This is a genomic window from Paenibacillus xerothermodurans (genome assembly GCF_002220865.2).
Classification (GTDB): Bacteria; Bacillota; Bacilli; order Paenibacillales; family NBRC-103111; genus Paenibacillus_S; species Paenibacillus_S xerothermodurans.
In genome coordinates this window covers 75,717-100,513 of the sequence record NZ_NHRJ02000002.1, presented here as the reverse complement: position 1 = coordinate 100,513, position 24,797 = coordinate 75,717, and the positions used below count along the sequence as shown (strand labels likewise).

At 51.4% G+C, this 24,797-nt stretch carries 19 protein-coding genes; 12 read left to right on the top strand and 7 right to left on the bottom strand.

The window, feature by feature from the left end; genetic code table 11:
- Nucleotides 1-260 precede the first annotated feature (260 nt).
- From CBW46_RS04110 to CBW46_RS21685, 7 genes are all read left to right on the top strand, one after another.
- The gene (locus CBW46_RS04110) at nucleotides 261-2,708 is read left to right on the top strand and encodes a hypothetical protein (RefSeq protein ID WP_089198758.1); all 2,448 of its coding nucleotides are present in this window, start codon (nucleotides 261-263) and stop codon (nucleotides 2,706-2,708) included.
- 57 nt (nucleotides 2,709-2,765) lie between these two features.
- Complete coding sequence (locus CBW46_RS04105) at nucleotides 2,766-4,052, top strand: ABC transporter substrate-binding protein (RefSeq protein WP_089198757.1); 1,287 nt, start codon at nucleotides 2,766-2,768, stop codon at nucleotides 4,050-4,052.
- Between the two features lie 50 nt (nucleotides 4,053-4,102).
- A complete protein-coding gene (locus CBW46_RS04100) occupies nucleotides 4,103-4,975 on the top strand; it encodes a carbohydrate ABC transporter permease (protein ID WP_243633165.1) in 873 nt (290 codons plus the stop codon).
- Nucleotides 4,972-5,775, top strand: coding sequence for a carbohydrate ABC transporter permease (locus tag CBW46_RS04095; RefSeq protein ID WP_089198756.1), 804 nt, complete (start codon nucleotides 4,972-4,974; stop codon nucleotides 5,773-5,775). The genes CBW46_RS04100 and CBW46_RS04095 overlap by 4 nt, the downstream gene beginning before the upstream one ends.
- 36 nt (nucleotides 5,776-5,811) lie before the next feature.
- Entirely contained in the window at nucleotides 5,812-7,395 is a 1,584-nt protein-coding gene (locus tag CBW46_RS04090) for a response regulator (RefSeq protein ID WP_165842188.1), read from the top strand.
- Nucleotides 7,395-9,221: a sensor histidine kinase gene (locus CBW46_RS04085; protein WP_089198754.1), complete on the top strand. Its 1,827-nt coding sequence runs from the start codon at nucleotides 7,395-7,397 to the stop codon at nucleotides 9,219-9,221. The genes CBW46_RS04090 and CBW46_RS04085 overlap by 1 nt, the downstream gene beginning before the upstream one ends.
- A gap of 459 nt (nucleotides 9,222-9,680) precedes the next feature.
- On the top strand, nucleotides 9,681-10,712 hold the full coding sequence (locus CBW46_RS21685; RefSeq protein ID WP_243633164.1) for a superoxide dismutase: 1,032 nt from the start codon (nucleotides 9,681-9,683) through the stop codon (nucleotides 10,710-10,712).
- A 116-nt stretch (nucleotides 10,713-10,828) separates the two neighbouring features.
- On the opposite strand, the gene CBW46_RS04075 is transcribed toward CBW46_RS21685, so the two are convergent.
- Nucleotides 10,829-12,169 (bottom strand): TrkH family potassium uptake protein, encoded by a 1,341-nt coding sequence (locus tag CBW46_RS04075; RefSeq protein WP_243633163.1) that lies wholly within the window; start codon nucleotides 12,167-12,169, stop codon nucleotides 10,829-10,831.
- 217 nt (nucleotides 12,170-12,386) lie between these two features.
- On the opposite strand from CBW46_RS04075, the gene CBW46_RS04070 reads away from it, so the two are divergent.
- On the top strand, nucleotides 12,387-13,772 hold the full coding sequence (locus CBW46_RS04070) for a protoporphyrinogen oxidase (RefSeq protein WP_089198753.1): 1,386 nt from the start codon (nucleotides 12,387-12,389) through the stop codon (nucleotides 13,770-13,772).
- Between the two features lie 35 nt (nucleotides 13,773-13,807).
- Here CBW46_RS04070 and CBW46_RS04065 read toward each other — a convergent pair whose 3' ends face one another.
- Complete coding sequence (locus CBW46_RS04065; protein WP_089198752.1) at nucleotides 13,808-14,164, bottom strand: hypothetical protein; 357 nt, start codon at nucleotides 14,162-14,164, stop codon at nucleotides 13,808-13,810.
- 240 nt (nucleotides 14,165-14,404) lie between these two features.
- On the opposite strand from CBW46_RS04065, the gene CBW46_RS04060 reads away from it, so the two are divergent.
- The gene (locus tag CBW46_RS04060; RefSeq protein ID WP_089198751.1) at nucleotides 14,405-15,154 is read left to right on the top strand and encodes an SDR family oxidoreductase; all 750 of its coding nucleotides are present in this window, start codon (nucleotides 14,405-14,407) and stop codon (nucleotides 15,152-15,154) included.
- Nucleotides 15,155-15,278: 124 nt separating this feature from the next.
- On the opposite strand, the gene CBW46_RS04055 is transcribed toward CBW46_RS04060, so the two are convergent.
- The 4 genes from CBW46_RS04055 to CBW46_RS04040 all read right to left on the bottom strand — a co-directional run bounded on the left by CBW46_RS04055 (nucleotide 15,279) and on the right by CBW46_RS04040 (nucleotide 19,844).
- Entirely contained in the window at nucleotides 15,279-16,139 is an 861-nt protein-coding gene (locus CBW46_RS04055; RefSeq protein ID WP_089198750.1) for an SDR family oxidoreductase, read from the bottom strand.
- 363 nt (nucleotides 16,140-16,502) lie between these two features.
- Entirely contained in the window at nucleotides 16,503-18,593 is a 2,091-nt protein-coding gene (ggt, locus tag CBW46_RS04050) for a gamma-glutamyltransferase (protein WP_243633162.1), read from the bottom strand.
- A 244-nt stretch (nucleotides 18,594-18,837) separates the two neighbouring features.
- A complete protein-coding gene (locus tag CBW46_RS04045) occupies nucleotides 18,838-19,407 on the bottom strand; it encodes a M15 family metallopeptidase (protein WP_089198749.1) in 570 nt (189 codons plus the stop codon).
- Between the two features lie 116 nt (nucleotides 19,408-19,523).
- Complete coding sequence (locus CBW46_RS04040) at nucleotides 19,524-19,844, bottom strand: YkgJ family cysteine cluster protein (RefSeq protein ID WP_089198748.1); 321 nt, start codon at nucleotides 19,842-19,844, stop codon at nucleotides 19,524-19,526.
- A 404-nt stretch (nucleotides 19,845-20,248) separates the two neighbouring features.
- Here CBW46_RS04040 and CBW46_RS04035 point away from each other — a divergent pair, with 404 nt between their 5' ends.
- Together CBW46_RS04035 and CBW46_RS04030 are read left to right on the top strand one after the other, a co-directional pair.
- On the top strand, nucleotides 20,249-20,962 hold the full coding sequence (locus CBW46_RS04035) for a YebC/PmpR family DNA-binding transcriptional regulator (RefSeq protein WP_089198747.1): 714 nt from the start codon (nucleotides 20,249-20,251) through the stop codon (nucleotides 20,960-20,962).
- Nucleotides 20,963-21,099: 137 nt separating this feature from the next.
- A complete protein-coding gene (locus CBW46_RS04030; RefSeq protein ID WP_089198746.1) occupies nucleotides 21,100-22,062 on the top strand; it encodes a TIGR03571 family LLM class oxidoreductase in 963 nt (320 codons plus the stop codon).
- 104 nt (nucleotides 22,063-22,166) lie between these two features.
- Here CBW46_RS04030 and CBW46_RS04025 read toward each other — a convergent pair whose 3' ends face one another.
- Complete coding sequence (locus CBW46_RS04025; protein WP_089198745.1) at nucleotides 22,167-23,654, bottom strand: BCCT family transporter; 1,488 nt, start codon at nucleotides 23,652-23,654, stop codon at nucleotides 22,167-22,169.
- 207 nt (nucleotides 23,655-23,861) lie between these two features.
- Here CBW46_RS04025 and CBW46_RS04020 point away from each other — a divergent pair, with 207 nt between their 5' ends.
- Nucleotides 23,862-24,596, top strand: coding sequence for an SDR family oxidoreductase (locus CBW46_RS04020; protein ID WP_089198744.1), 735 nt, complete (start codon nucleotides 23,862-23,864; stop codon nucleotides 24,594-24,596).
- The last annotated feature ends 201 nt before the right edge of the window (nucleotides 24,597-24,797 follow it).

The window sequence follows — 24,797 nt, the reverse complement described above, 5'->3', positions numbered from 1 at the left end:
CTGGCTTGGCTCACCAGCAGTGAAGCCAACTCGTACCGATGTTGCAGCAGTAATGGTGTAAAAAAAGTAGATAGAAACAAAGAACATGTGAACCCAAGCGCACTTATCGGTGTCGTTTGGTTTTTTTTGTCGTTTGGGGGTTTGTTGTATGTTGGATGACTCAACAAATTATTGAACAGAAAAAGTAAGTTTTCTGCATCGCAAATAGGCAGCGGAACGGTAAAATGATAAGCAAACCAGGTCAGAGAAAGGAGCCTTTTATGCTAAAATTGACGTTTGCCAATGATGTAAGCGGATACTACCCTCTGATTCAAAATATGTCAGGGCCCCCGTTTATCGTCGAATATCCGGTGGTTGCCCGTTATTTGCACGGTAACACAACTCGGCGGAGATATGCTCAGGTGCGTACGGTTAGCAAAAACGAATGGAGAGCTGTGTGCGGTTGGTGTGAGGCTGAGTATGCATTCGAGATCGTCGACCTGTGGCGTGAAGATGAGGGAGGGGGAATTACGGTAAACCGCAGCTTCCGGGCGACCAGGACAATGAACGACACTGTATCTGGCAGTCGCCGTGATCAAGCGCATTTGGACATCGCGCTGTATCCGGTTGATCACAACAAGACATCTGATCGAAGCTATGACCATCGGGATGCGCCCACAGGCGCTGGAAGTTGTGGCGATCATAGTGGGATAGCTGCGGGCGCAAGCGATGATGATCGCCATGTGATAGCTGCTGAAGTGCGCGATCACAGTGGGTATACGCGAGAGGCTAGTGCCAGCGCGAGTCATCTTCACGGTCTGCTGCCGCAAGGGGGCGGTGGAGTGCAGCTCCAGCTGCAGCTGGCACAGCTGGTATCGCCGCATGAAGCAGTACGATTTCATGCTCCGGGCATCCTGTATGCGTCCAATGACCAGCTGCACCAGTGTAATGTGACCAATGTCTATATGGACGACCGCTTAACGTATCCGTTAGTTCTGGGTTACCATCCAGCCTCTCAGGCAGCGGTATGCTTCGCACGCACCAGGTTATCCACCTTTGCTGAGCAGCCGGTCAGACAGCGCGACCAAGCCCGATATGCGCAGAAGACGGATACCGGTTCGCTAGGATATACACGGCTCGAGCACAAAATTGTTTATCAGGCTTACTTACCTTACTTCGAAGGGCAGCAGAGTGTGGCGCTTAACGCTGAAAAAACGCCCGCATCGGCATTTTATCCGTTGACCGATGAGTTTTTCGAGCTCAGCGTGAGCTATGAACTACAAGTTATGACACATGAGCATTATGCCGCTGCCGTATTGGGCGCATTCAAACGCGCTGCTAAACATTCCACACCCGAGCCGGTGCAGCTGCCATTCAGTTTGGAGAATTCTATCCGCTTCCGTTCGTCATCCTTGCAAAGGTCATATCGTGAGCACTCCAATGGCGCGGCCGGTTTTTTCTTTCATTTTGATCCAAGGCACGGCTATGAGTCACCGCCGTCTGGCTTCGGCGCATCCTTCGTCAACATTCCCCACGAAAGCTATTTGACGGTGCTGGAGTACGGGTTTACAGGGCGGCAGATTAACGCCGCTTACACCACGGCCAAGAGTGTGGGCGGTGAATGGTGGGACAGAGGTAAGCGCGTAATTGATTTCTTCATACAGCGCTGTCAGCAGCCGAGCGGCTGGATGTACACACTATACGAGGTGGCTCAGGACCGGCCTTTATATTCCTTTGGAGACCCAACCGCGCCAAAACTGCATTATGTGGCCCATGGCACCGTCGGCGGTAATTATGTGAGATTAATGGTGGAACCAGCTTACGATCTGCTGCTGGCTTATCAGCTGTACAGAGACAACGGCAGGCTGGAATCATTGTGGCTTGAAGCGGCCATCCGTTTCGCGGACTTCCTGGTGCGATGCCAAAATGCAGACGGTTCGTGGTACAGAGCATATGAGCCAAACGGGACGCCGTTAAAGAATGCACCGGGCTTTGGCGATGATGAATTTTCTTCCAAATCCGCTACGATCATTCCCGTTATGTTCTTGTTGGCGCTCTGGCAGGAAGTTAAGGATCAGGGCGGCCGGTATTACGAGGCAGCCAAGCAAGCCGCGGATTTCGTTCTCGCCACGTATGTTGCACAGGATCACTACCAGGGCGGCACGCTGGACAATCCTAACGTGATTGACAAAGAGGCGGCTCAGTACAGCACGGCAGCGCTGTTTACTCTGTACAAACATACCGGTGACAGCCGTTATCTTACCGGGGCAGAAAGGGCGGCGCAGATTTTCACCACCTGGAACTATATCTGGCATGCGCCCACTCTCCCGGGCACCGCTTTAGCGAATGCAGGTTTCAGCACCATCGGATGCGGAGGGATCAACTCTATTTGGGGCGGCGGAGTGGTGGACATTTACTCCCTCTTTTTTCTCCAGGAGCTGTATGAGTTGGGGCAGACCGTGGGCGAACCGTTTTACTGCGAAATGTCCAAGCTGATCGCGGCGGGCACACAGCAGCTCCTGTCTTATCCGGATGATCTGATGGGATTTGCGGATATCGGGATGCAACCCGAGGGCTTCGGTGTGTGCTGGCAAGGCGTGGACGACGGATTCATAGCGAAGGGTGACATTTGGGGTACGTTGGGCTGGATTTACACAGCGGGGATTTTTGGATTGGGCCGGTATCTCGATGGACTGAAAATTCCGGACAAACAGGCGCCGGTAACCTAACATTGCTGCGGCAAGCACCACCACCAACAATCGCAACATACAAAGGGAGGTTCTCTAATGATAAAGCAATTGATTCCGGCAGCTTTGACGGTAGGCATTGCGGGTGTAATGGTCTCTGGCTGCTCTGGAGTAGACAACAACGTTCAACCAAACAACGCATCCAACGTAACGCAAATTAACCTCTTAAGCAGTTGGAGCACCGACACTGAGCGCGGCAGGGTCTTGCAGAATTTGATCGACAGATACAACGAGCAAAACCGAGACAAAGTTAGGGTCAACGTAGATATCAATCCTGATTGGCCCGCTTACCAGGAAAAAGTGAAAACAATGATTGCAGCGAACCAAACCCCGGATGTGTTTAACTTTAATTTTAACCCAAACGATCTGTCCCGGCAGAAATCCGGCAACTTATTGGATTTCACTCCTCATTTGGATAAAACCTGGAAATCCCGGTTCAAAGCCGACGACCTGGAAGCACTAACCGTAGACAACACGTTGACAACTCTGCCTTTTGAAAAAGCCGGCGTATTGTTTTATTACAACAAAGACCTTTTCGCCAAGGCGGGCATCCAACACTTCCCGACGAACTGGGATGAGTTCTTCGCAGTCTGCGCCAAACTCAAGGACCACGGCATTACGCCTATTTCATTAATGACTGCAGATGACGCTTGGCATACGACCAATGCTTTGACTTATCTTGCTGCCAGCGCAGACGGTGTCAATGTATTCGACGTAGGCCAATCTCTGGCTACGCCGGCAATGGTGAAAGCGGCAGAATATTTGGAAAAGTTATTCGAGTACACGACAGAGGATGCCCTTGGTGCAAACTATGCCGTAAGTTCTAATCATTTTGTGCTCGGTAATACGGCGATGATCATTGACGGCCCATGGTTGATCGGATCACTAGATCCGCAGCAGCTGAACTCATACGGTGTAGCTCCGGGTCCCACGTTCAACGACGGCAAGGCAAAGCCAGGTTTCATTGTGACAGATACCTACACGCCATGGTCGGCAGGAAAGCAGGCGTCGAAAGAAAAAGAACAAGCAGTGGTCGACTTTATGAAGTATCTGACGTCGGAGGAAAGCTCCAAGCAGCTCACTTTACAAGGGAAAATTCTGTTGTCCACCAAAATGAATTTATCCGAGGAGGAAATGAATTCTTCTGGCGAAGCGCTTGGCTCCTTTATCCAGATGGGCAACGAAGCCCCGGAAAGCCTGATCCAGATTGTGAGAGTGCTAAAACCAACGGCGATTGCGCAGCTGCCTGCGTTGCTGGAAGGGCTGTTTTTGCAGCAGCTTAGTCCCCAGGAATTCGCGCATCGGCTTGATGCCGCCAATAAATAGATCGCGGGCATTGCAGGGCTAAGCATTATAACGAAAGGAGCGCCTATTAGATGATTTCACATCGTTATGTATTGTTGTACTCACTTCCGGCCGTGGCGTTCACCGTCGTGTTTTTCGTATTTCCGATGCTTTTTGCAGGCTATGTGAGCTTTTACGAATGGAACGGACTTGGAGCAATGACTTTTGTCGGCTGGGACAATTTCAACCATTTGTTGCACGACCCCGTGTTCAAAAAATCACTACGGAACACGCTGATGTGGATCCTGTCCGCCATCTTTCTTCACGTCCCCGTAGGCCTGCTGCTGGCTCTGGTGCTTGCGCAACGTCCCAAGGGCTGGAAGTTTTTCCGAACGTTGTTTTTTCTCCCGAACGTCATTTCTACCACCGCGCTCGCGTTCTTATGGTACTTCGTACTCCACGTGAAACTCGGGATACTCAACAATCTGTTCAAAGCGGTGGGCTTGGGAGATCTGACGCGGGCATGGCTGAGTGACCCGGACACAGCATTGTTTGCGAATCAACTGCCGTTTATACTGTATGTCGGCTTTACGATGGTCGTTTTTCTCACGCAGATCACTTCGATTTCCCCGGATTTGTATGAGGCAGCGGACCTTGACGGCGCGACCGGGCTGCAAAAAGACTACTACATAACGATGCCGCTGCTGAAGAGAACGTTCGCGATGAACATCTTGTTTAATGTGGCATTTTGCCTCAGGATGTTCGAATATCCGTTCTTAATGACCGGAGGGGGACCGGTTAACTCAACCATGAATATGTCTCTGTATATGTACAAAGAGATGGTCACCGCAAACCGTTACGGCGTATCCATGGCCGCAGGTCTGCTCACCATCCTGTTTGGACTGATCATTATGGGTGCCGTGTTTGGTTTGATTCGTCTGAGAGAGAGGAGAGAAGCTGCATGAGACTGATTAAATGGTGTGTCATCGTTGGATTCACAGCGATTATGGTTGTACCGTTTCTCTGGCTCGCCACCGCGTCGTTCAAAACGAACCGCGATCTATTCTCCAATCCGTTCGGACTTCCTGCAAAATGGGTCACTACTAACTACGAAGCTGTGTTATCAGCCCATCCGTTCGCCTTGTACCTGTATAATTCTACGTTCGTTGCCGTGGTGTCGACGATCCTGGCTCTGGTGGCCGCGGCGCTCGCCTCCTATATTTTTAATTATATGTTCAAGTGGAAATCGGGCTGGTTCATATTCCTGACGCTCGGCGTGTTGATCCCGACCAACGCTTTCATGGTACCTTACTATTACATTGTGAATTGGCTTGGCTTATACGATCAGCTTTTCGGTGTCGCACTGGTTTACGCAGGCGTGTCGCTGCCTTTGAGCGTGTTTATCATCAAAAATTACATGGACTCCATACCATATGAAATCACAGAGGCTGCTTTCATCGATGGTGCCGGCATTCATGCGAATTTTTGGCAGATTATTCTACCTGTGAGTTACCCTGGTATTGTGACAGCCTCCATCTTTCTGATGATCACGGCGTGGAATGAACTGCTGTTTGCGAATCTGCTCACCCAGAGCGAGGGCACTCGAACGCTACAGGTCGCTATCCGTTTTTTTCTCACGACGTTTCAGGCCAACTACCCTCAGGCATTTGCGGCAATGATTATAGCGATCGTGCCAACGGTTGTTGTTTATGTGTGTTTAAGCGAAAAAATCATCGGGGGACTCACGGCAGGTGCGGTGAAATGACAGGCTTATATGTTGTGGACAACGGGAGGGGATTTCATGCGGATTATGTGTGTGGATGATGAGGAAATCATCCGGGAAGGACTGCGCACGTTAATCGATTGGAAAGCGGCAGGGTTCGATGAGTGGGCTGAGGCCCCCCATGCCGCCCGGGCGATTGAGTTAATCCGTCTACAGCCGCCGGATTTGATCATTACAGATATTTACATGCCGGTCATGTCGGGTATTGAGTTTGCCAGAACCGTCAGGGCGGAACATCCGGGCATCCGCTTCATCATTTTAACCGGCCATGAGAAGTTCGAATGCGCCCAAGAAGCGATTGAGATCGGTGTGGCGAGGTATATGGTGAAACCCATCTTCCCGGAGGAACTGCAAGAAGCGGTGAGTGCCGTTGTGGATGAAATCATAAGTGAGCGCACCGCAAATAAGTGGAGCGAGCAGGCGAAGCAGCGGCTGCGAGAATACAAGCCTGTTATCACTGAACAATTTTGGGTAGAATTGTTGTCTGGCTCACTCAGGGGAGAGGAGGCAATCCGGGCACGTATGCAGCAGCTAGACATCGAGCTTTACGCTGAGTCACTGTCGTGCGTGGTCATCAAGCTGGATATGCATGCAATTGCAACTCGATATGGGCGCCATAACATGAACCTGATTAAATTCGCCGTCCGAAATATCACCGAAGAGATTATGCATGAGAAATTGGCGCATATAGCCGACATCGAACCTTCACAACTGCACGCCGTGTTCCGTGGTGAAGTCAATGCGGACAGTTTGGCGATAGTATTGCGGTCTTTCGAAACCACGCTGGATCTAAACGGATGCGTCGGAATTGGAAGCGCTTATCCGGATGTGAGTGAACTCTTTCATTCTGCCAGAGAGGCGGAAGAAGCCGCGCAGATACTGACCATGATGGATCAAACGGGGATAATCGGGTACAAAGAGATTCCTACCCGGAAAAAGGAACGCCTAGACTATCCGTACGCGGAAGAAAAAACGATCCTGGACACCCTACGGTACCGGGAGGAGGCGCAGCCAAATTTGCTGACACCCTTTTATACAGCCCTTTCACAGCAGCGTACCGCCTGGCCGATGACCAAGCTCGCGTTCGTTCAACTGCTGGGGTCCATTTACCGCGTTGCGGACGAGTATGACATAGGCGACAGTATGCCGCCATTCTATGATACCTACACGGAGCTGATCAACGCGCAGTCAGGCACAGGCATCCGGGAATTATTCCAACGCTTATGCGAACTGTTGGTGACTTGCAAGAACAAAAAACATTCCAGCTTGGTGAACCTTTTAATCGATCAAGCCAAAGCAGTGATAGAGGAACGGTTTTCCGACTCCGAGCTTACGATTAACAGCATCGCCGCACAGCTCTGTGTGACTCCGAACTACTTATCCAGGATTTTTCACCAGACGACAGGGATGACTTGTGTGGAGTACTTAACGCAGAAACGGTTGGCGGCAGCAAAGACACTGTTAAAGCATACCCGGCTAAAAAGCTATCAGATCGCTGAAAAGGCAGGCTACGCGAATTCCCACTACTTCAGCAGTCTTTTCAAGAAAAATGTGGGGGAAACACCGAGTCAATTCAGAATTGGACATGGAGCACGAGACTAATGAGGCAGACCACTACCATCCGAGCGCAAATGGTCGGCTTTTTTTCCGTTTTGCTTACCATTCCGCTGCTGATTAGCGCGATATATATTTACCTTACACTGCAGTCCAATCTGAAGCAGAACCACATCCGACACCAGAGCCAAACCGTTCAAGTCCTTTCAGTAGAGATCGGCGAATGGAGGCAAGCATATGAAAATTTATCGCTTCGCATTTTCGGTGACCCTCTGGTACAGCATATTCTTAAGATAGAGCAATGGCAGCAGACTGCGCAACATCTCAGCCTGCGCAGTGAGCTGCGGGACCGGTTGATCTCATATGCTGAAACAACGGACAATTGCCGCGCGATCTATGTGATGGACAGCAGCTTCAACAGCTATGGTACCAAGCCGGATGCCGCTATGTTCGAATACATGCAATCCAAGCGTGACACTGCCGACCGGTTGGACGGCTACCCGGCGTGGAGCAGCGAATGGATTGACCAAACGATTGTGCTGTACCGCCGGATTAACGACAACCAGTACGATTTGAATCATGGAATAGGATACCTGTTTATTGTTCTGGATCGGCAGGAGCTCCTAAGTATTTATGAGCAATTCACACTAGAGAGGGGGCAGCAATTTGCCCTGACAGACTTCTGGGGAATCCGCATTTCCACGTCGGACCGTAGCATAGTTAAGGCAATGACCGGGGTCGATGGTGCGGGACATGCAACAAGCTACGGCATCGTTCAGCTGGACGATGGCAAGCACGCCTATACCGCTGTGCGCAATCAGGACTGGCAGCTCACAACATGGGTGGCTGAGGAAGAGATTTATGCACCGATCCGCCCCATTCTGGTAGCGGTTATTTTTGTTTCGGTGGCCCTGATCGTTTACAGCGTGATGATGGTGGTGTTTATTTCCAATCGAATCACAAGACCGCTGCGGGTCGTGCAAAATGCTATGAAGCAGGTGGGCGGCGGGCTCCTCGGCCTTAAAGTACCGGTGATGCGCCACGACGAAGTTGGGCAGTTGGCCGCAACACTAAACCGGATGTCAGATGAAATCGTGGCACTGGTGGAGAAAAACCGCGAAGAGGAAGCAAAGCTCAGGAGACTTCAGCTGCGTACATTGGAATATCAGATCAATCCGCATTTCTTGTATAATGCTTTGGATTCGGTCAACATGTTGGCGCGAAAGTACGATGATAGGCGAATCGCCGACATTGTCACCTCCCTGTCGCGGCTGTTCCGCATCGGGCTCAACCAAGGGAAAGAACTCATCTCCGTTCATGATGAGATTCAGCATGTGAGCTACTATCTAAAAATTCAGGGAATCCGGTTTGGCGATCAATTGAGGTGGGATGTCAACATGGATCAGACGATCAGCAGCTGCGGTATGATCAAATTCCTGCTGCAGCCGTTGGTTGAGAATAGCATTAACCATGGAATCCGGAAGAGCGGCCGGCCAGGTTTTGTTGCAGTGTCTGCCGTCCTTGATAGCAATCATATTGTATTGACCGTGAAGGATAACGGGGCAGGCATGCCAGAGCAGCAGGTCGAGGCAGTGCGCAACCTCCTGTCTCTTGAGGACGGCGACATTAACTTAATGCACTTGAAGTCGAAGGCATCTAATTCTCTGCACGAGCTTTCTGATGTCCAGGCTCACTTGGGTAACAGCGGTGGTGGCTTCGGACTTAGGAACGTGCACCAGAGGATACAGCTACATTACGGCGCGTCGTACGGTCTCACTGTTGAAAGCGAGTATGGCAGAGGCACGGTCATCCGGGTTAGGCTGCCGTTACAGCAGGGCGCGGGTTCTGCAGCGGAGGGAATTGCTAATATATAGCAGCGAACAAAGGGAACGGGCTATGAAATATCCCTGGTGACAGTGTACATGTGCATTATTTAAATCGGATAAAACTCGAGCGTCGTCCAGGGCTTTCGGGCTCCGGTTTTGTGAGCTGCGCGTCGACAGGTGAAGCACCGGACCTGTCACGCCAGATAAGTGATACAAGTCCAGCCACCAAGGGATGGTGGCTCTTTTTGATCACTAAGGAAATTATCCTCATTGTGACCACGTGAAGCGTGGTTTTTTTTCGCCAGGTATTAATGCCGCTCCAGGCAGCAAGACTTGAATACTGGCCGGAGCGACAGTTAATTTATACGTCGGCATTGGTACGCTGAACAAACTTATTGAAACCAACGCACAGGTCCGACTCGACAGTACCGCGGCGGCAAGTGCCTGCACCCATGGGCATTCACCAGCATAAGGTAGGTTATATGGATTTAAGTGAGGAGTGATCATTTGAGAAACTACGGCTGGACGGCTTCAAATCTACAGCAAGCATACCAAAGTATCATAGAATGGTGTGCACGCGGGGCTGGTTATGTATCCCGTTTAAGAGTGGCACAGCTTTCATATGGACGAAACGAGCTGTTAGATAGCTGGGAATACGCATTTCGGGATTTGGAAAGTAAGGTAAGAAACGTCCGGGATAAACCAACAGCTCATAGTCCCCACCTGTTGCAGCAATTACTGTCGCAAAGCCATGTGTTAAACAGCGGTTTTATTCACTTCATCCAACACTACCCTTTTACCAAACATACACCAACTGCAGCATCGATTTCACAGGCTTCCCCCATCATTGCAACAGAGGATAGACCGGAAACCGAATCAAGCATCAGGATTGAAAATGCGGAGTCGATGCGCCCTGTGCCCATCGGGGGACACACATTGCCCCCTCTGCCATATGCCTATAATGCGCTGGAACCTTATATCGATGAGCAAACGATGCGGCTTCATCATGATAAACATCATAAAACGTATGTGGAAGGTTTAAATAAAGCGGAGAAAATGATGCAAAAGGCGCGTAAAAGCGGGGATTTCGAGCTGATTGCATATTGGGAGCGCGAGGCCGCTTTCCATGGTGCCGGACACTACCTGCACACCATTTTCTGGTATAACATGACGCCGGAAGGAGGCGGTGAACCGACAGGAGCCCTGCGTGATCAAATAGAGCAGGATTTTGGTTCTTTTTCAGCGTTTAAGAACCACTTCAGCGCTGCAGCGGAGAAAGTCCAAGGCAACGGCTGGGCGATTCTCGTATGGTCGCCACGGTCGCACAGATTGGAAATACTGCAGGCGGAAAAACACCAAAACCTGTCGCAATGGGACGTAGTTCCCTTGCTGGTGCTGGACGTGTGGGAGCACGCGTACTATTTGAAGTATCAGAATAGGAGAAGGGATTATATTGATGCCTGGTGGAATGTCGTCAATTGGTCGTATGTGAATGAGCGTTATGAAAAAGCCAAGACACTACGGTGGACCCCCTATTGATGTACACTTGACAGCAGGATCGGGGTATGCCGCTGCAGCCGTGTTTCCGCCTCCAGGCACAGCCGCTACGCACTGTAAAGAGCTGGGGCAGCGGCCGGGCGGAAGCGGCATGGACTCTAAGCGATAATGAGCTTGCCTTCCGGATGCCGGAACAAATCCTTCTCCTGTTTCGGGCGAAGGGCATATGCCAATGTGATAGGTCCTAGTCTGCCCGCAAACATGGTGAAAATTAACAGAGCTCTGCCGATATCACTGAGCTCCGGCGTGATCCCAGTGGATAATCCTACCGTTCCGAAGGCCGACACCGCTTCGAATAATATGCGAATAAACGATGCTTGTTCGGTTACCGACAATACCATTGTCACCACAACGACAAGGGCCACACCGAGAGTAGCCACCGTTAGAGCTTTTAAGATGCGGTCCGGAGCTAACCGATGATGAAAAAGGACGATGTCTCTTTTGCCCTGCAGCATCGTTCTCACCCCAGCAAGCAGCGCTGCGACAGTGGTAATTTTGATCCCGCCCGCGGTGGAGCCGGGACCGGCACCAATGAACATCAAGATGATCAGGAAAAACTGGGACGCCTGACGCAGGTCATCCAGCTCTACCGTGTTGACGCCAGCCGTGCGCGGACTGACTGACTGAAAAAATGAAGCCAGAATTTTGCCTCGCCAGCTTAGCGGTTGCAGCGTGTTTGTATACTCAAAGATAAAAAACACAGCTGCACCAAACAAAATGAGAAAGGCGGTCATCGAGAGAACGACTCTTGTGTGCAGTGAAAGTTTTTTTCGAGCTCGCTGGTATTCCAGCAGGTCCTTGATCACGACAAAGCCGATCCCGCCCAAAATGATCAATGCCATAGTGACGATATTGACAAATGGATCTTCCGCGTATGGCGTTAGGCTCCGGTATTCACCGAACAGGTCAAATCCCGCGTTGTTGAAAAACGAAATCGCATGAAAAACTCCGAAATACGCAGCTTGGCCAAGGGGCATATCATTTGCGAACCGTATCGTAAATAGTACCGCGGCGATGCCCTCAATCGTAAGCGAGTACTGCAGCACCCGTTTGATGAGATCCACTATTCCTTGCATGTGCTGCTGACCCATCGCCTCTTGTAAAACGATCCGTTCCCGAAGCGATATCCGTCTGCCCAGCACAATAGCGATTAGCGTACTCATCGTCATAAATCCGAGCCCGCCGATTTGAATCAATAGCAGCAGGATGAGCTGCCCCGGTACGGAAAAATATCTGCCGGTATCCACCACCGTGAGTCCGGTCACGCACGTTGCTGATGTGGCGGTAAAGATCGCGTCCAAATACCGAAGTGCCGTTCCTTCAGCTGAGGCGAAAGGCTGTGATAATAGTACGGCCCCGATCAGAATGATCGCCGCAAAGCCCGCCACGAGAATACGCGGGGGGGATCCTTTAAACAATCGCAAAATAGCAGCAAGCAACGCTTAACACCTCGTCCGCGGCAGAGTCTTCCATGGAAATATGCTCCCCACTGGAGGCGGCATATATTCTGTGCTCGCCTGAACAAGGGACAGGCTGCAACAAAAATGGTGGTCGAAGATGAAAGGACGTATAATAGTGACAAGCATATGTGTATTGTTGGCAGCAGCAATGGGGAGCTTTTTATTACATACCGTTAGCAAGGCAGGTGGAAGCACTTTGAAAACAATAGTTATCATCGGCGGGGGGATCACGGGGTTGGCCACCGCTTACTATCTGGAGAAGACGCTACAAGCTGAGCAGAGAGAGGCAAAAATTGTTCTGCTGGAGGCGGACGCGGCTTTGGGCGGCAAGATCAGGACAGTGCAAGAGGGCGAATTCATTATGGAAGCGGGAGCGGATTCCATTGTCGCGCGGAAAACGAACGTGTCACCCCTGCTGCATGAGCTGGACTTACAGGAGGCGGTCGTGTATAACGCCACTGGAGTGTCCTTCATTTACACCGATGGCGAATTGAAGCAGATTCCGAAGGATGCCGTATTCGGTATACCACTGAGCTTGGAATCGTTGGCTACGACTGAGCTTGTATCGGCACAGGGCAAGGTTGATGCCTTAAGAGACTTGTACACGCCGAATGAAGCCTTTACCAAGGAGGATTCCATTGGGGCGTTCCTCCAGTATTTTCTAGGCAAAGAGCTGGTGGAAAAGCAAATTTCGCCGGTGTTGTCCGGGGTGTATTCCGGCAGGCTGGAAGACCTGACGATTGCGTCAACACTGCCTTACTTGCTTGATTATAAAAATGAGTACGGCAGCATCATTCAAGGATTGTCAGCCAACAAACAAAAATTCCAGGCCAACGGTGACAAGAAATTTTTGTCGTTTCAACATGGTGTCTCTTCCTTAATTGACAGACTGGCAGAGCGGTTAACCGTTGTTGACGTATACCGAGGCGTTCGGGCTGAGAAGGTCGAGAAACGGCAGGACGGGTATACGGTTACTTGCTCCAATCACACGCAGATCGAAGCGGACTTCATTGTGCTCAGCGTGCTGCATGACGCGGCGCGATCTCTTATGAATGATGAAAGGCTTGATAAAGAGTTCGAGCAGTTGAAAAATAGCTCCTTGATCAGTGTGTATCTTGGCTTTGACATCCCGGACAGTCAGCTGCCCAAGGATGGGACAGGTTTCATCGCCGCGGAAGACAGCGGGCTGAAGTGCAACGCATGCACATGGACCAGCCGCAAATGGCAGCACACCTCGGCGCAGCATAATTTGCTGGTACGGTTATTTTATAAGAGCGTCGGCCCTCACTATGAAATGCTCCAGCAGATGACGGAAGAACAGCTAAAGCAGGTAGCACGGAAAGATATCCAAGACAGTATGGGTATCACGGCCACACCGGTATCAGTTGAAGTGACCAAGTGGCATAACTCCATGCCCAACTATCATTTGAAGCACCCGCAAATCGTACGCTCGTTGGAAAACCAACTAGCCGAGCGGTATCCTAACGTCCTCTTGGCTGGGGCGTCCTATTATGGTGTCGGTATTCCGGATTGTATCGCAAACGGAGAGCAAACCGCCCGTAAAATTGCGGAAAGATTGTAAAACAGCAGGCTGCCGCGGCAGCCTGAGCTCCTCCATCATCCTATAACATCGACAATTTGCCAGTTCTGTCCGCTGTATCTTGTCAACCAGAAATATTTCGTCACTTCCTCAGTGTCGAACTGCATAGTCACATGCACCGTGGCGACATCTTTTTTGAAAGGAGAACCTGTGTCTTCCCCCAGTGACATCTTCACCTGATATGCCAGTACGTATTTCGCGTCAGGGTATCTCAGACGAGCCGCGTCTTCCACCATTTTTTTGATCTGGGTTTGCTCATCAACTTTGACAATCGGGCTTTCAATCACAGTGTAAACAACGATTGCTCCGAAACCGGCCACGGCAAGCAGCGTTGTCAAACCCATGATTTGCGATATCACTCTGTGCTGTAACAAAGCTCTTCTCCCCTAGGTGTCGATGTTATGCGAATTGTTCCCCGGGACATGACTTGCGGCACTGTGTGACGCTACAGCAGCGGTAAGAGTGCCCCAACTAAGGAAACGATCTATTATATGAGGTCCCCGTTCCGCGATATGCCCTGGTGGCTGCGAAAAAGATCGCCGTAGTTTTTTTTACAAATATTCGGATAAACTAACAGTTGGAAGTTATTGAACTTGAGAAAGGTGCGTTGAGACGTGAAAAGGGATGGAAACACGGTGCTAATCACTGGCGGTGCGTCGGGCATCGGCCTTGCTTTGGCGGAACGTTTCTTGAAGACGGGCAACACTGTGATCGTTTGCGGGAGGCGACACGAGAAGCTGCAGGAAGCGGCAACGACTTTTCCGGGGCTGCACATCAAGGTATGCGACGTATCGGATACATCGCAGCGGCAGGAGCTGCTTGAATGGGCGACAAGGGAATTTCCGCAGCTCAACGTACTGATCAACAACGCCGGAATTCAACAGCGCGTAGATCTGCTTGACGCTAAAGACGAGTGGGAATATTACCAGAAGGAAATCCAATCCAATTTTGACGCGCCTGTACATCTGACGATGCTGTTCGTTCCACATTTGAGAAAACAACAGCACGCCGCAATAATCAATGTTTCGTCCGGCTTAGCTATTACACCCGGAGCGTGGGTGCCCATTTACAGTGCAACCAAAGCCGCTCTGCACTCGTTTACGGTGAGCCTGCGGATTCAGCTTGCCGACACAGGTGTGGAAGTGCTCGAGGTGCTGCCGCCTGCAGTCAACACAGATCTCGGCGGGGTGGGGCTGCACACGTTCGGTGCGCCGCTGGATGATTTTGCGGATTCCGTATTCAGTGAGTTGTTTACAGGTAAGCAAAAAATCGGCTACGGCGGCACGGAAGAGCGTCTGTTGGTATCGGCTCGAGAAGCGGAGGAGCTGTCGGCAAAAATGTACGAGGGCTTCATGCAACGGTGATCGCTGCATGAAGCCCTTCGCACTGTGCGCTATTGCGTGGCTTATGTCAGGCTCTCAGTTGGGAGTCGGCAGCTGAGCTGTCATGGGACAAGGTGAGACCTGCGCACACAGAACTTTCGGCAAGTCATCCATTGACTATGGTACCACCATTGATATGTAAAAACTGCCCGGCCATGTATGAGGAGTCATCGCAGGCAAGATAGACGTAAGCCGGTGCTAGCTCTTCCGGCTGTCCAGCCCGCTTCATAGGGGTCGTCGTACCGAAATTTGCGACTTGCTTTTCGGTCAGGGTGGCAGTCACGAACGGCGTCCAAATCGGACCCGGTGATACGCCGTTGACCCGTATGTTTTTTCCAATTAACTGCAGGGCAAGTGAACGGGTGAATGACACGATGGCGCCTTTAGTGGCTGCGTAATCGAGCATGTCCGCCGTTCCCTGATACGCGCTGTCAGATGCCGTATTGATAATTGTACTCCCTGGCCGCAGATGGGGCAAAGCCGCCTTCGTCATATAGAACATGGCAAAGACATTGGTGCGAAACGTTTGTTCCAACTGATCTGCGGAGATATCTAGGATATTTTTCTTCGGGTATTGCTCGGCAGCGTTGTTCACTACAACGTCGAGCCGGCCGAACGCTTGTACCACCTGCTCAACTGCTTCGCCACAGAATCGTTCATCACCGATATCACCTGCGATCGTCTCGCATCTGCGGCCTTCCTGTTGTATTTGACGCTTGGTTTCCTCGGCATCTACATGCTCATTGAGGTACATGATGGCAACGTCGGCGCCTTCTTTGGCGAACGCGACGGCGACCGCCCGGCCGATCCCGCTGTCGCCACCGGTGATGATGGCTGCTTTTCCGCTGAGTTTACCTGAGCCTTTATAGTCTTTCTTCTCGAAATCGGGTTTTGGGGTCATGTTGGCCTCTATACCGGGCTGTCTGTCCTGATGTTGGGGCGGAAAGGCGTGCTTCGTATTTGACATTCGCTGACCTCCTGTGCATTTGCTTTCTTCCTTAGGATGGAAATCTGCGGCGAAAATATACCGCGGCCTGCACGGTGTGCGCGTCCCGCATCCATGTGAATGCAATGGCGGGAATGGTTATGCGAAATGGCATGTGAACGGCGCGTCGGCAGGCGCGAAAGAAGCGGGGGAGAGGGACAGGCGGCCGGTGCGACATTTGGCGTCAGGGGAGTGAACTCACACGTCAGCGGATGTCGTCCGAATCAGCGCCATGACAGACTGCCGGCTGCGCCAGCGGAGTGCAGCCGCTGTTTGCAGAACGAAAAGCACCGTGACTAGCTCCCGGTGCTTTCCTTCTATTAATCCAGCGTCTTTACTGTGCCACTATCTGGTGATTTTAAACTTATCTTCCTGATACGCTTTTTCTACCTGATCAGACGCCTTTTCCATCTCCTTCGCCAATAACACTGTGCGCTCTGAATCATTCCAGGTGACGTCATAGCCCAAAGCCTCCGCGGTTGCTCTCACGGGCAGATAGGGCTGACCGTCGAAAACGACCGTGTTGGCAGTTAGGCTCGATCTATCAATGCCGAGACCGAGTGTGAGCGGGGCGGCTGCGATGTAGCTGATGCCATCCTTGATTAGCGTCTGGTCCGCCGTGTAAGGATAGGTGAGCCCATTGACTTTCAGCGTGAATACAGCTTCCATCGGCGGCACGGCAGGTTGGGGCCGGCTTACCGTGAACGCTGCGCCGTCCACACCCGACACCGTGCCCTCGCGGGTGTTATCGGCTCCTCCGTACATTTTACCGCTGTCTGCATCGAATATCACGGCCTGTACGTTGCCTATATCGTCCGGTTTTTCCGCGAAACGGTGGCCCTTGCCAAGCAGCTCAAGTACGACTTCCTGCGGGATGCCGGGCTCCCATTCTACATGGGGGTAGGAGCTTGAATAAACGCGCGGTGTGAGAATCGCCTGCTGCAAAGGAAGCCTGTGGTCGATCACGTTCAGAATCGTTTGGGCGACAGATGCAATGATAGTCGGACCCCCGGGAGATCCAACGGCCATAAACGGCCTTCCGTCCTTAAGCACGAGCGTAGGCGACATGCTGCTGCGCGGCCGCTTGCCAGGCTCTACCTGGTTGACACCGCCGGGCTCTGCGTCAAAGTCGGTCATTTCGTTGTTCAGCATGAATCCGTAGCCGGGAACCATAATTCCGGAACCGAACTCCATTTCTATGGTAGTGGTATAGGAGACCAGATTGCCCCAGCGATCCATCACGGAGAAGTGTGTGGTTTGGCCTGTCGGTTTCTTTTCTTGCGGCACGTTTTTGGCAGAGGCTGCTGTGTCTTCGTATTGCCAGGGGTCGCCGGCTTGGATGGAAGGGGTGGCCGCGCTCGGATTGATGAGCTGTCTCCGTGCGTTGATGTACCGGTCGTCCAGCAGTCCTTGTTTTGGCACCGGGTAAAAATCTTCGTCAGCCATAAACGCCGCCCGGTCCGCGTAGGCCAGATGCATGGACTCGAGCAGACGATGGAGATAATCCGCCGAGTTGACCCCCATTGCCTGAACGTCGTAGCCCTCCATTAACTTCAGAATTTGCAAAACGGTAAGACCTCCGGAGCTGGGGGGCGACATGGAAGCCACTTCATATCCTCGATACGTGCCGCGAACCGGTTCTCTCCATTCCACTGTGTAGTTTCTCATATCATCCATTGTCATACTGCCGCCGCGCTTGTTCACCTCGGCAACTAACGCCTCACCGACCTCGCCGTTGTAGAGCACATCCGAGCCGTTTTCCTTGATTAGCCGGAGCGTTTTGGCCAGATCCGGCTGCACCAACAAATCGCCTTCCTTCAACGGCGAGCCTCCCGGCGCGAAGACGTTGGCTGCCGTTCCGAACTTCTGCAGCTTCTGGATATTGTTCTGTATGTACTTGGCGGTAGCCCAATTCACGGTAACCCCCTGTTCGGCATGATCGATAGCGGGGGCGATCACTTCGTTCAACGTCATGGTGCCGTACTGGGCCAGAGTCGTTTCAATTCCCTTCAAAGTACCCGGCACGCCTACCGCTTTGCCGTTAGTGTGCCGCTCCTCGAACGGGACAGGATGACCGTTTGCATCGAGAAATAGCTTAGGAGTCACGTTAGCAGGCGCAACCTCGCGACTGTCGATAATGTCGATTTTATTGCTATCCTTTCGGTAAATCATCATAAAACCGCCGCCGCCAATTCCGGACATCATGGGCTCCACTACGTTGAGTGACAGCTGGATGGCAGCCGCCGCGTCGACCGCGTTTCCGCCCTGCTGCAGAATGCTTCGCCCGGCTTCGGCCGCTAATGGATGCGACACGGCAACAATGCCGTTAGCGGTGCCTTCCGCCGACGAATCGACGCCGGGTACCGCCGCCAGGGCAGGTGTAACAGCGGAGAACAGTGTCATCATGGTCACGATAGACTTTTTCAGCAATTTCAAATTTAACCCTCCATTTCAAAAAAAAGTATAACTTTCGCATGTAATTACCCGTCAGCCTAGAGCGGTAAGCAAATGGATGCCTCGCATAAAGCCTCGCAGCACAAAAAAGCCGCAAATGATTGTCAATGACATCATATGCGGCATTCCGCCGGGTTAGAGCAGCTTAAGCTGGCGCGAGCGAAAAAGCCATCCGAGCATGGTGCTGCTATGTATGGAATAAACAGCGTCAGGCAATACCGACGGCTCAGGAATTGAGTGCAGGTGGTCTCTCTCCCCGACGCAGCTCCCGAATTGAATAACCGAAATCCATCTGCAAGTGGGGATAATCCGGAAAACTATGCCAATCACCGCCCCATGTAAACCCCAATTGCTTGGCAAGAGTGACGACTTCCATCCAATCAGATTGTCCGTTGCCGTTGCCATCAAACTTCATATCCCAAATCGCCTTTCCGTTATTGCTGCGCAGTGCAAAATCGATTGCGAGGCCGTAATTATGGTAAGACTCTCCGCCCTCCGCGTGCGTCACGATCCGTCCGCTGGTGCTTCGCCCCTGCTGGTATAAGGCATTCTGTTCCTCCACACTGCGGAAGCCGTCAGTGATTAGGATAACGATGCCCTTCCGTTTGGCTGCTGCCACCAGCTCCGCTTGCTTTTGGGCGACGACCGGATGCAGAGCGGTAACGGGCGGGACTTCTCGCGGTTTCACATCAGGCACAATTCTTTCTAGCGACGGCATGTCCTTCCCGAAAGCGATCGCTGTCGCAATCAATAACGCAAAAATTAAAAATTTGCCGACATTGCGTTTTCTTCGCATTGCACGCCGGGGTCGCCCGGACGACGAGTCCGGCACAACGTGATTCCGCTGCAATGCTGACGTTTCTCTAAGATAAGTATTCATGTGCCTATTCTATCATAGTCACACCCTTGGATTCATGTTTCACCGGCGCTGCTGCGCGGTTTTCCAAGTATTGGTACAGTTGCGCAATCAATTCGTATTACAGGGCTAGTCGCTTGCTCCAACAAACTTAAAATCCGATAAGCTTCCTCGTTGGACTGCCCACACATCTCCACGGACGGTGCCAGGCTGCTGCACACAGCCGGACGCTCCGGATGACCGAACAGACGACAGCGGTTATCGCTTGTCAACTGAATGCAGGGAACCCCGGCGGGCTTGCCCTGAGGCATGCCGGGAATCGGCGAAGAGATGGAAACAGCCACACAGCAGGCGGCACAACCAATTCTGCAGTCCATGCACGGCCTCCTTAGTCCTAAAAAATGGAATGTAAACCATTATATCATCTTTGCCCACACATTACTCAGCTGCCAGTCCGAGCAATATTATCGATCTCACCGCAGCGCCACTGTCAGGTAAATACCAGGTAACAACGTTACCGTGTCGACGCGTGGCCACTTACCCGGATGCTTCGGCCGCTGACATTAAACAACAAGCGGACCAGGCGCTGTAGACGTCAAAAAAACAGGTACAAGCAGAGTGTGCTCTAACGCGCGGTTGCGAGTGATCAAGACGCATAATGATAGCGTTGGCATTTGTGCGAGCGGGCTTTTCAGGATATAATGGACAATGTGTGTAATTAACAAACGCATAGTCCTAACGGTGATTGTGCAGATTCAATATTGAAAGTGAGCGGGGACATATGGGCCGTAAGTGGAATAATATCAAAGAAAAAAAAGCGTCAAAAGACGCCAACACGAGTCGTATTTACGCCAAGTTCGGAGTGGAGATTTATGTAGCCGCAAAGAAGGGTGAGCCGGATCCGGAGGCGAACCGCGCGTTAAAAGTGGTGTTGGAGCGGGCTAAAACGTACAACGTACCTAAAGCAATTATCGACCGTGCCCTCGAGAAGGCTAAGGGCAGCGGGGAAGAGAGCTATGAAGAGCTGCGCTATGAGGGCTTTGGGCCGAATGGCTGCATGGTGATCGTCGATGCGTTGACGAACAACGTCAACCGGACTGCTTCATCGGTACGGGCTGCATTCACCAAAAACGGCGGCAGTATGGGAGTTAGTGGCTCGGTGGCATATATGTTTGATGCCACGGCTGTCATCGGCCTCGTAGGCAAATCAGCTGACGAAGTGCTTGAGATGTTGATGGAAGCGGATGTAGATGTTCGAGACATTATAGAAGAAGATGACGCCGTTATCGTATATGCAGAGCCTGACCAGTTCCACGTCGTGCAAGAAGCGTTTAAAAACTCCGGAATTACTGAATTCACAGTAGCGGAACTAACCATGCTGGCACAAAATTACTTAACTCTTGCCGAAGATTCACAAGCGCAGTTTGAAAAGATGATCGATGCCTTGGAAGACTTGGAAGATGTACAGCAAGTGTACCATAACGTCGAACTTTAATTGACCTGATCAAGGACTATTCATCCCGTGGATCCGATCCCACGGTATTAGCGAGAACATCGTATTCCATACGATGTTTTTTTATTGCAACGGGAAATGATAGAGAATGTCCACAAGTTCAGAAAAGGAGCAATGACATGAGTGCTGCACGGCATGGTGCATATCAACGCATGTACCAACAAGACAAAATGACTCTGGGGTTCCTCATTCCATTCGAACCCATGACGAGCTCACTCCCAAGAATGGAAAACACAGTTGAATTAGCGAGAAAACTAGAAGCTTTTGGCTTAGCTTGTATTTGGCTGCGCGATGTCACGGTGCGAAACCTTGCTGCTGACGACCATGGGCAAGTGTACGATTTGTGGATCTATTTGACCTATCTTGCTGCAAAGACCGATCACATCGCACTGGGCACAGCGAGTGTAGTTCTTCCTCTTCGTCATCCTGTGCGCGTCGCTAAGGAGGCAGCCTCTGTCGATCGGCTGTTTCCTGATCGGCTGATCATGGGAGTTGCATCAGGAGATCGCGAAAAAGACTTTATAGCCCTCGGTGTGGCGCGCGAACAAAGAGGAGAGATTTTTGAGGAGAATTATCTTTTCCTGGACCGGCTGCTCAATGAAGACAACCCGACCATTAAATCCAACCAGGGTATTATAGAGGCCAACGAAATGGAATTGATTCCAAGGCCTGTCACGGCCATCCCGACCATGGTCACCGGCTTTAGCCAGCAATCGCTTGAATGGATTGCGGCACATGGAGACGGCTGGATTCAGTATCCGCGAGGTCTAAAAGAACAGGCAGCGCTAATTCAAGAGTATCGTACATTGGTCAACAGAAAGTTTCCTGGCATATTTAAACCATTCACGCAGACCTTGTATGTAGATTTATCGGAAAACGCCGATACCGTGCCCACACCAATTCCATTGGGATATCGCGTGGGACGGAAGCATCTATTGGATTTGCTGATGAAATTCCAGGAAATCGGAGTCAACCACCTGGCGTTTGTGCCATACTTCGCAAAGCGGCCGATAGACGAGATGATAGAGGAGATCGGAGAAGAAATTTTGCCGCATTTTCCGGCGCATGCAATTTCACCATGAAATACACCCCTAAGCAGCACACTCACACGGATAGAGTCTCGCTGCCCGCGTGCTGCCGAGGGGCTGTGTTTTATGCAATATCTATCAGAACGCGTGGATGCTCGTTATTTTTTTCCGCGTGGAAGTTCACTGTTCAACCCTTTCAACAGTGCCCAACACATCAACATCAAAAGTATGGCAAACGGGAATGCGGCGACGAGGGACGCCGTTTGCAGCACGTTTAAGCCACCGGACAACAGGAGCACGGCCGCCGTGGCCGATTGGATCACTCCCCATGTTATTTGGATGGCCGTGCTAGGATTCAGCCTCCCTCTTTCACTCAGCATACCCAATACGAATGTGGATGTATCAGCCACCGTTATGTAATAGATGGATACGACAGCGAACCCCAACGCACTCAATACGGGACTCGCCGGGAAATGCTCGAAGAACCTGAAAATTGAGAGCGAAACATCGGCTGTGATTTCTCTCGCCATTTCCGGCTGATCCAGGTTTTCAATCATGTGAAGTGCCGATCCGCCAAATACCGCAAACCAAGCGCATGTACCAAACGTCGGCACGAATAGTACGCCTATCACAAATTCCCGTATGGTCCTGCCTCTGGAAATCCGAGCGATGAACATACCTACGAATGGAGACCACGCGATCCACCACGCCCAATAGAATAGGGTCCACGTGCCAAGCCAATCATTTTCCCCGAAAGGGTTCAATCCTAAGCTCATTTCGACGAACTCACCTAAGTAATTGCCCAAGGTCGTGAAAAAGATGTTGAACACGGCAGTGGTGGGCCCAAGCATTAGCACCATAAGCATGATCAAAACAGACAAGATGATGGCAGCGTTGGACAAATACTGAATTCCCTTTTCCAGTCCGGTAGTTATTGAAATGATGAACAGAACCGTGGCCGTACCGATCACGATCAGCTGCACATACAAAATGTTCGGCACGTCAAACAGCGCATGAAGACCCGCTGTAATTTGCATGGCGCCCAGCCCTAGCGAGGTGGCGATTCCGAAAACCGTAGCGAAGACGGACAGTATATCGATGGTTTTGCCGATCGGGCCATGGATTCTGTCATTCAACAGGGGATAAAAAGCCGAGCTGACCGTTGCCGGCAACCCTTTGTTAAATTGAAAATAGGCGAGCACCAAACTAATGACCGTGTAAATCCCCCATGGCTGCAAGCCCCAATGAAAAAAGGAGTACGTCATCGCAAGCAGTGCCGCTGCAGGCGTGTAGGGCTCCCCGTACGGCGGTTCCGTGTAATGCGTCACCGGCTCTGCAACCCCCCAGTATACGATGCCTACGCCCATCCCGGCTCCGAATAACATCGCCAGCCAGGAGGCGGTTCTGAAATCCGGTTCGGCGTCGGCCTTGCCCAGTCGGATGTGGCCGTATTTGGAGAACAGCAAGTAGACGGAGAAAAGCACCAGAAAAAACGTGGTAGCCACGTACACCCACCCGAGGTAGTCAATCATGAAGTCAAAAGCCTCTGTCGTTATTCGCGTGAAATGCCCGGTGAAAAAGCCGCCCCACACGATAAATAATATCGTGAGCAGGATGGATATGTAAAAAACGCTATGCTTTTTCATTTGTGGTAACCGCTCCTTTTCTGGCTGACCCCGCAGTGTCTAATGCAGCACAACCTCATGTTATGGGTTTTCTAGCGGCGACCTTTTTATTGTGCTTGAAACATGGGAAGTTATTCATAGCACGAAGGGCAGGCGACGGTTAAATCACGCTGCAACCGGCATGCTAATAAAGAAGTTTTCATCCACCAGTGAAAAAGGAGCGTTAACATGGAAAATAAAGCAGCAATTATCACAGGCGCGAGCAGTGGGATAGGAGAAGCGACGGCCAAGGAGCTGGCAAAACAGGGGCTGCGTGTTATGTTGGCCGCGCGGCGTGAAGATCGGCTGCGCCAGCTGGCAGAGGAGATCAATCAGACCGGCGGGCAAGTTGTGTATAAGGTCACGGATGTGACGTCGCGGAATGACATGGAAGCACTTGCAAAAGAGACCATTGAAAGCTTCGGGCAGATCGATATCCTCATTAACAATGCCGGAGTGATGCCGCTCTCGTTTATTAATAAATTGAAGGTGGACGAATGGGACCGTATGGTGGACGTGAACATCAAGGGCGTGCTTTACGGCATCGCTGCCGTATATCCGCATATGGCCGAACAGAACGATGGACATATCATCAACGTTTCTTCGGTTGCGGGACATGAAATTTTTCCAACCAGTGCCGTGTATAGTGCCACAAAGCACGCCGTCAGGGCTATCACAGAGGGGCTGCGAAAAGAACTAAGTGCGGAACAGAAAATTCGTACGACCATTATTTCACCCGGCGCAGTAGCCACCGAACTCACTCACACTATCACGGATGAGGACGTAGCAGCTGTGTTCAGTCGAATGGGAGATATACAGCCGCTGCGACCTCAAGATATAGCCAACGCTATTGTGTATGCAATTCAGCAGCCACCGTCTGTGTCCGTAAATGAAATTATCGTTAGGCCGACATCTCAACCCTGACACAGCCATCCCCCAAGATGTTGTGCTTGCAAATAAAGACCGAGGTCAAGCCGCCTCGGCTTCTTTGTGCTGGCCGGACGTCGCACGGCATACGCAGTCAGTTTACCAAAAATAGTCTATTGTTCCCTTAACAATTAACTGGAAATTTGAGAGAATTGACGTGGCATATTTACCAGTTGGTCTCCTACTATTGGTGAGGTC

Bases quoted from the DNA above. Each gene is read 5' to 3' on its own strand.
- CBW46_RS04030 (WP_089198746.1), top strand. From the start codon at position 21,100: ATGAGTGCTGCACGGCATGGTGCATATCAACGCATGTACCAACAAGAC.
- CBW46_RS04100 (WP_243633165.1), top strand. From the start codon at position 4,103: ATGATTTCACATCGTTATGTATTGTTGTACTCACTTCCGGCCGTGGCG.
- CBW46_RS04040 (WP_089198748.1), bottom strand. From the start codon at position 19,844: ATGGACTGCAGAATTGGTTGTGCCGCCTGCTGTGTGGCTGTTTCCATC.
- CBW46_RS04105 (WP_089198757.1), top strand. From the start codon at position 2,766: ATGATAAAGCAATTGATTCCGGCAGCTTTGACGGTAGGCATTGCGGGT.
- CBW46_RS04085 (WP_089198754.1), top strand. From the start codon at position 7,395: ATGAGGCAGACCACTACCATCCGAGCGCAAATGGTCGGCTTTTTTTCC.
- CBW46_RS04025 (WP_089198745.1), bottom strand. From the start codon at position 23,654: ATGAAAAAGCATAGCGTTTTTTACATATCCATCCTGCTCACGATATTA.
- CBW46_RS04020 (WP_089198744.1), top strand. From the start codon at position 23,862: ATGGAAAATAAAGCAGCAATTATCACAGGCGCGAGCAGTGGGATAGGA.
- CBW46_RS04090 (WP_165842188.1), top strand. From the start codon at position 5,812: ATGCGGATTATGTGTGTGGATGATGAGGAAATCATCCGGGAAGGACTG.
- CBW46_RS04095 (WP_089198756.1), top strand. From the start codon at position 4,972: ATGAGACTGATTAAATGGTGTGTCATCGTTGGATTCACAGCGATTATG.
- CBW46_RS04055 (WP_089198750.1), bottom strand. From the start codon at position 16,139: ATGTCAAATACGAAGCACGCCTTTCCGCCCCAACATCAGGACAGACAG.
- CBW46_RS04045 (WP_089198749.1), bottom strand. From the start codon at position 19,407: ATGCGAAGAAAACGCAATGTCGGCAAATTTTTAATTTTTGCGTTATTG.
- CBW46_RS04110 (WP_089198758.1), top strand. From the start codon at position 261: ATGCTAAAATTGACGTTTGCCAATGATGTAAGCGGATACTACCCTCTG.
- CBW46_RS04035 (WP_089198747.1), top strand. From the start codon at position 20,249: ATGGGCCGTAAGTGGAATAATATCAAAGAAAAAAAAGCGTCAAAAGAC.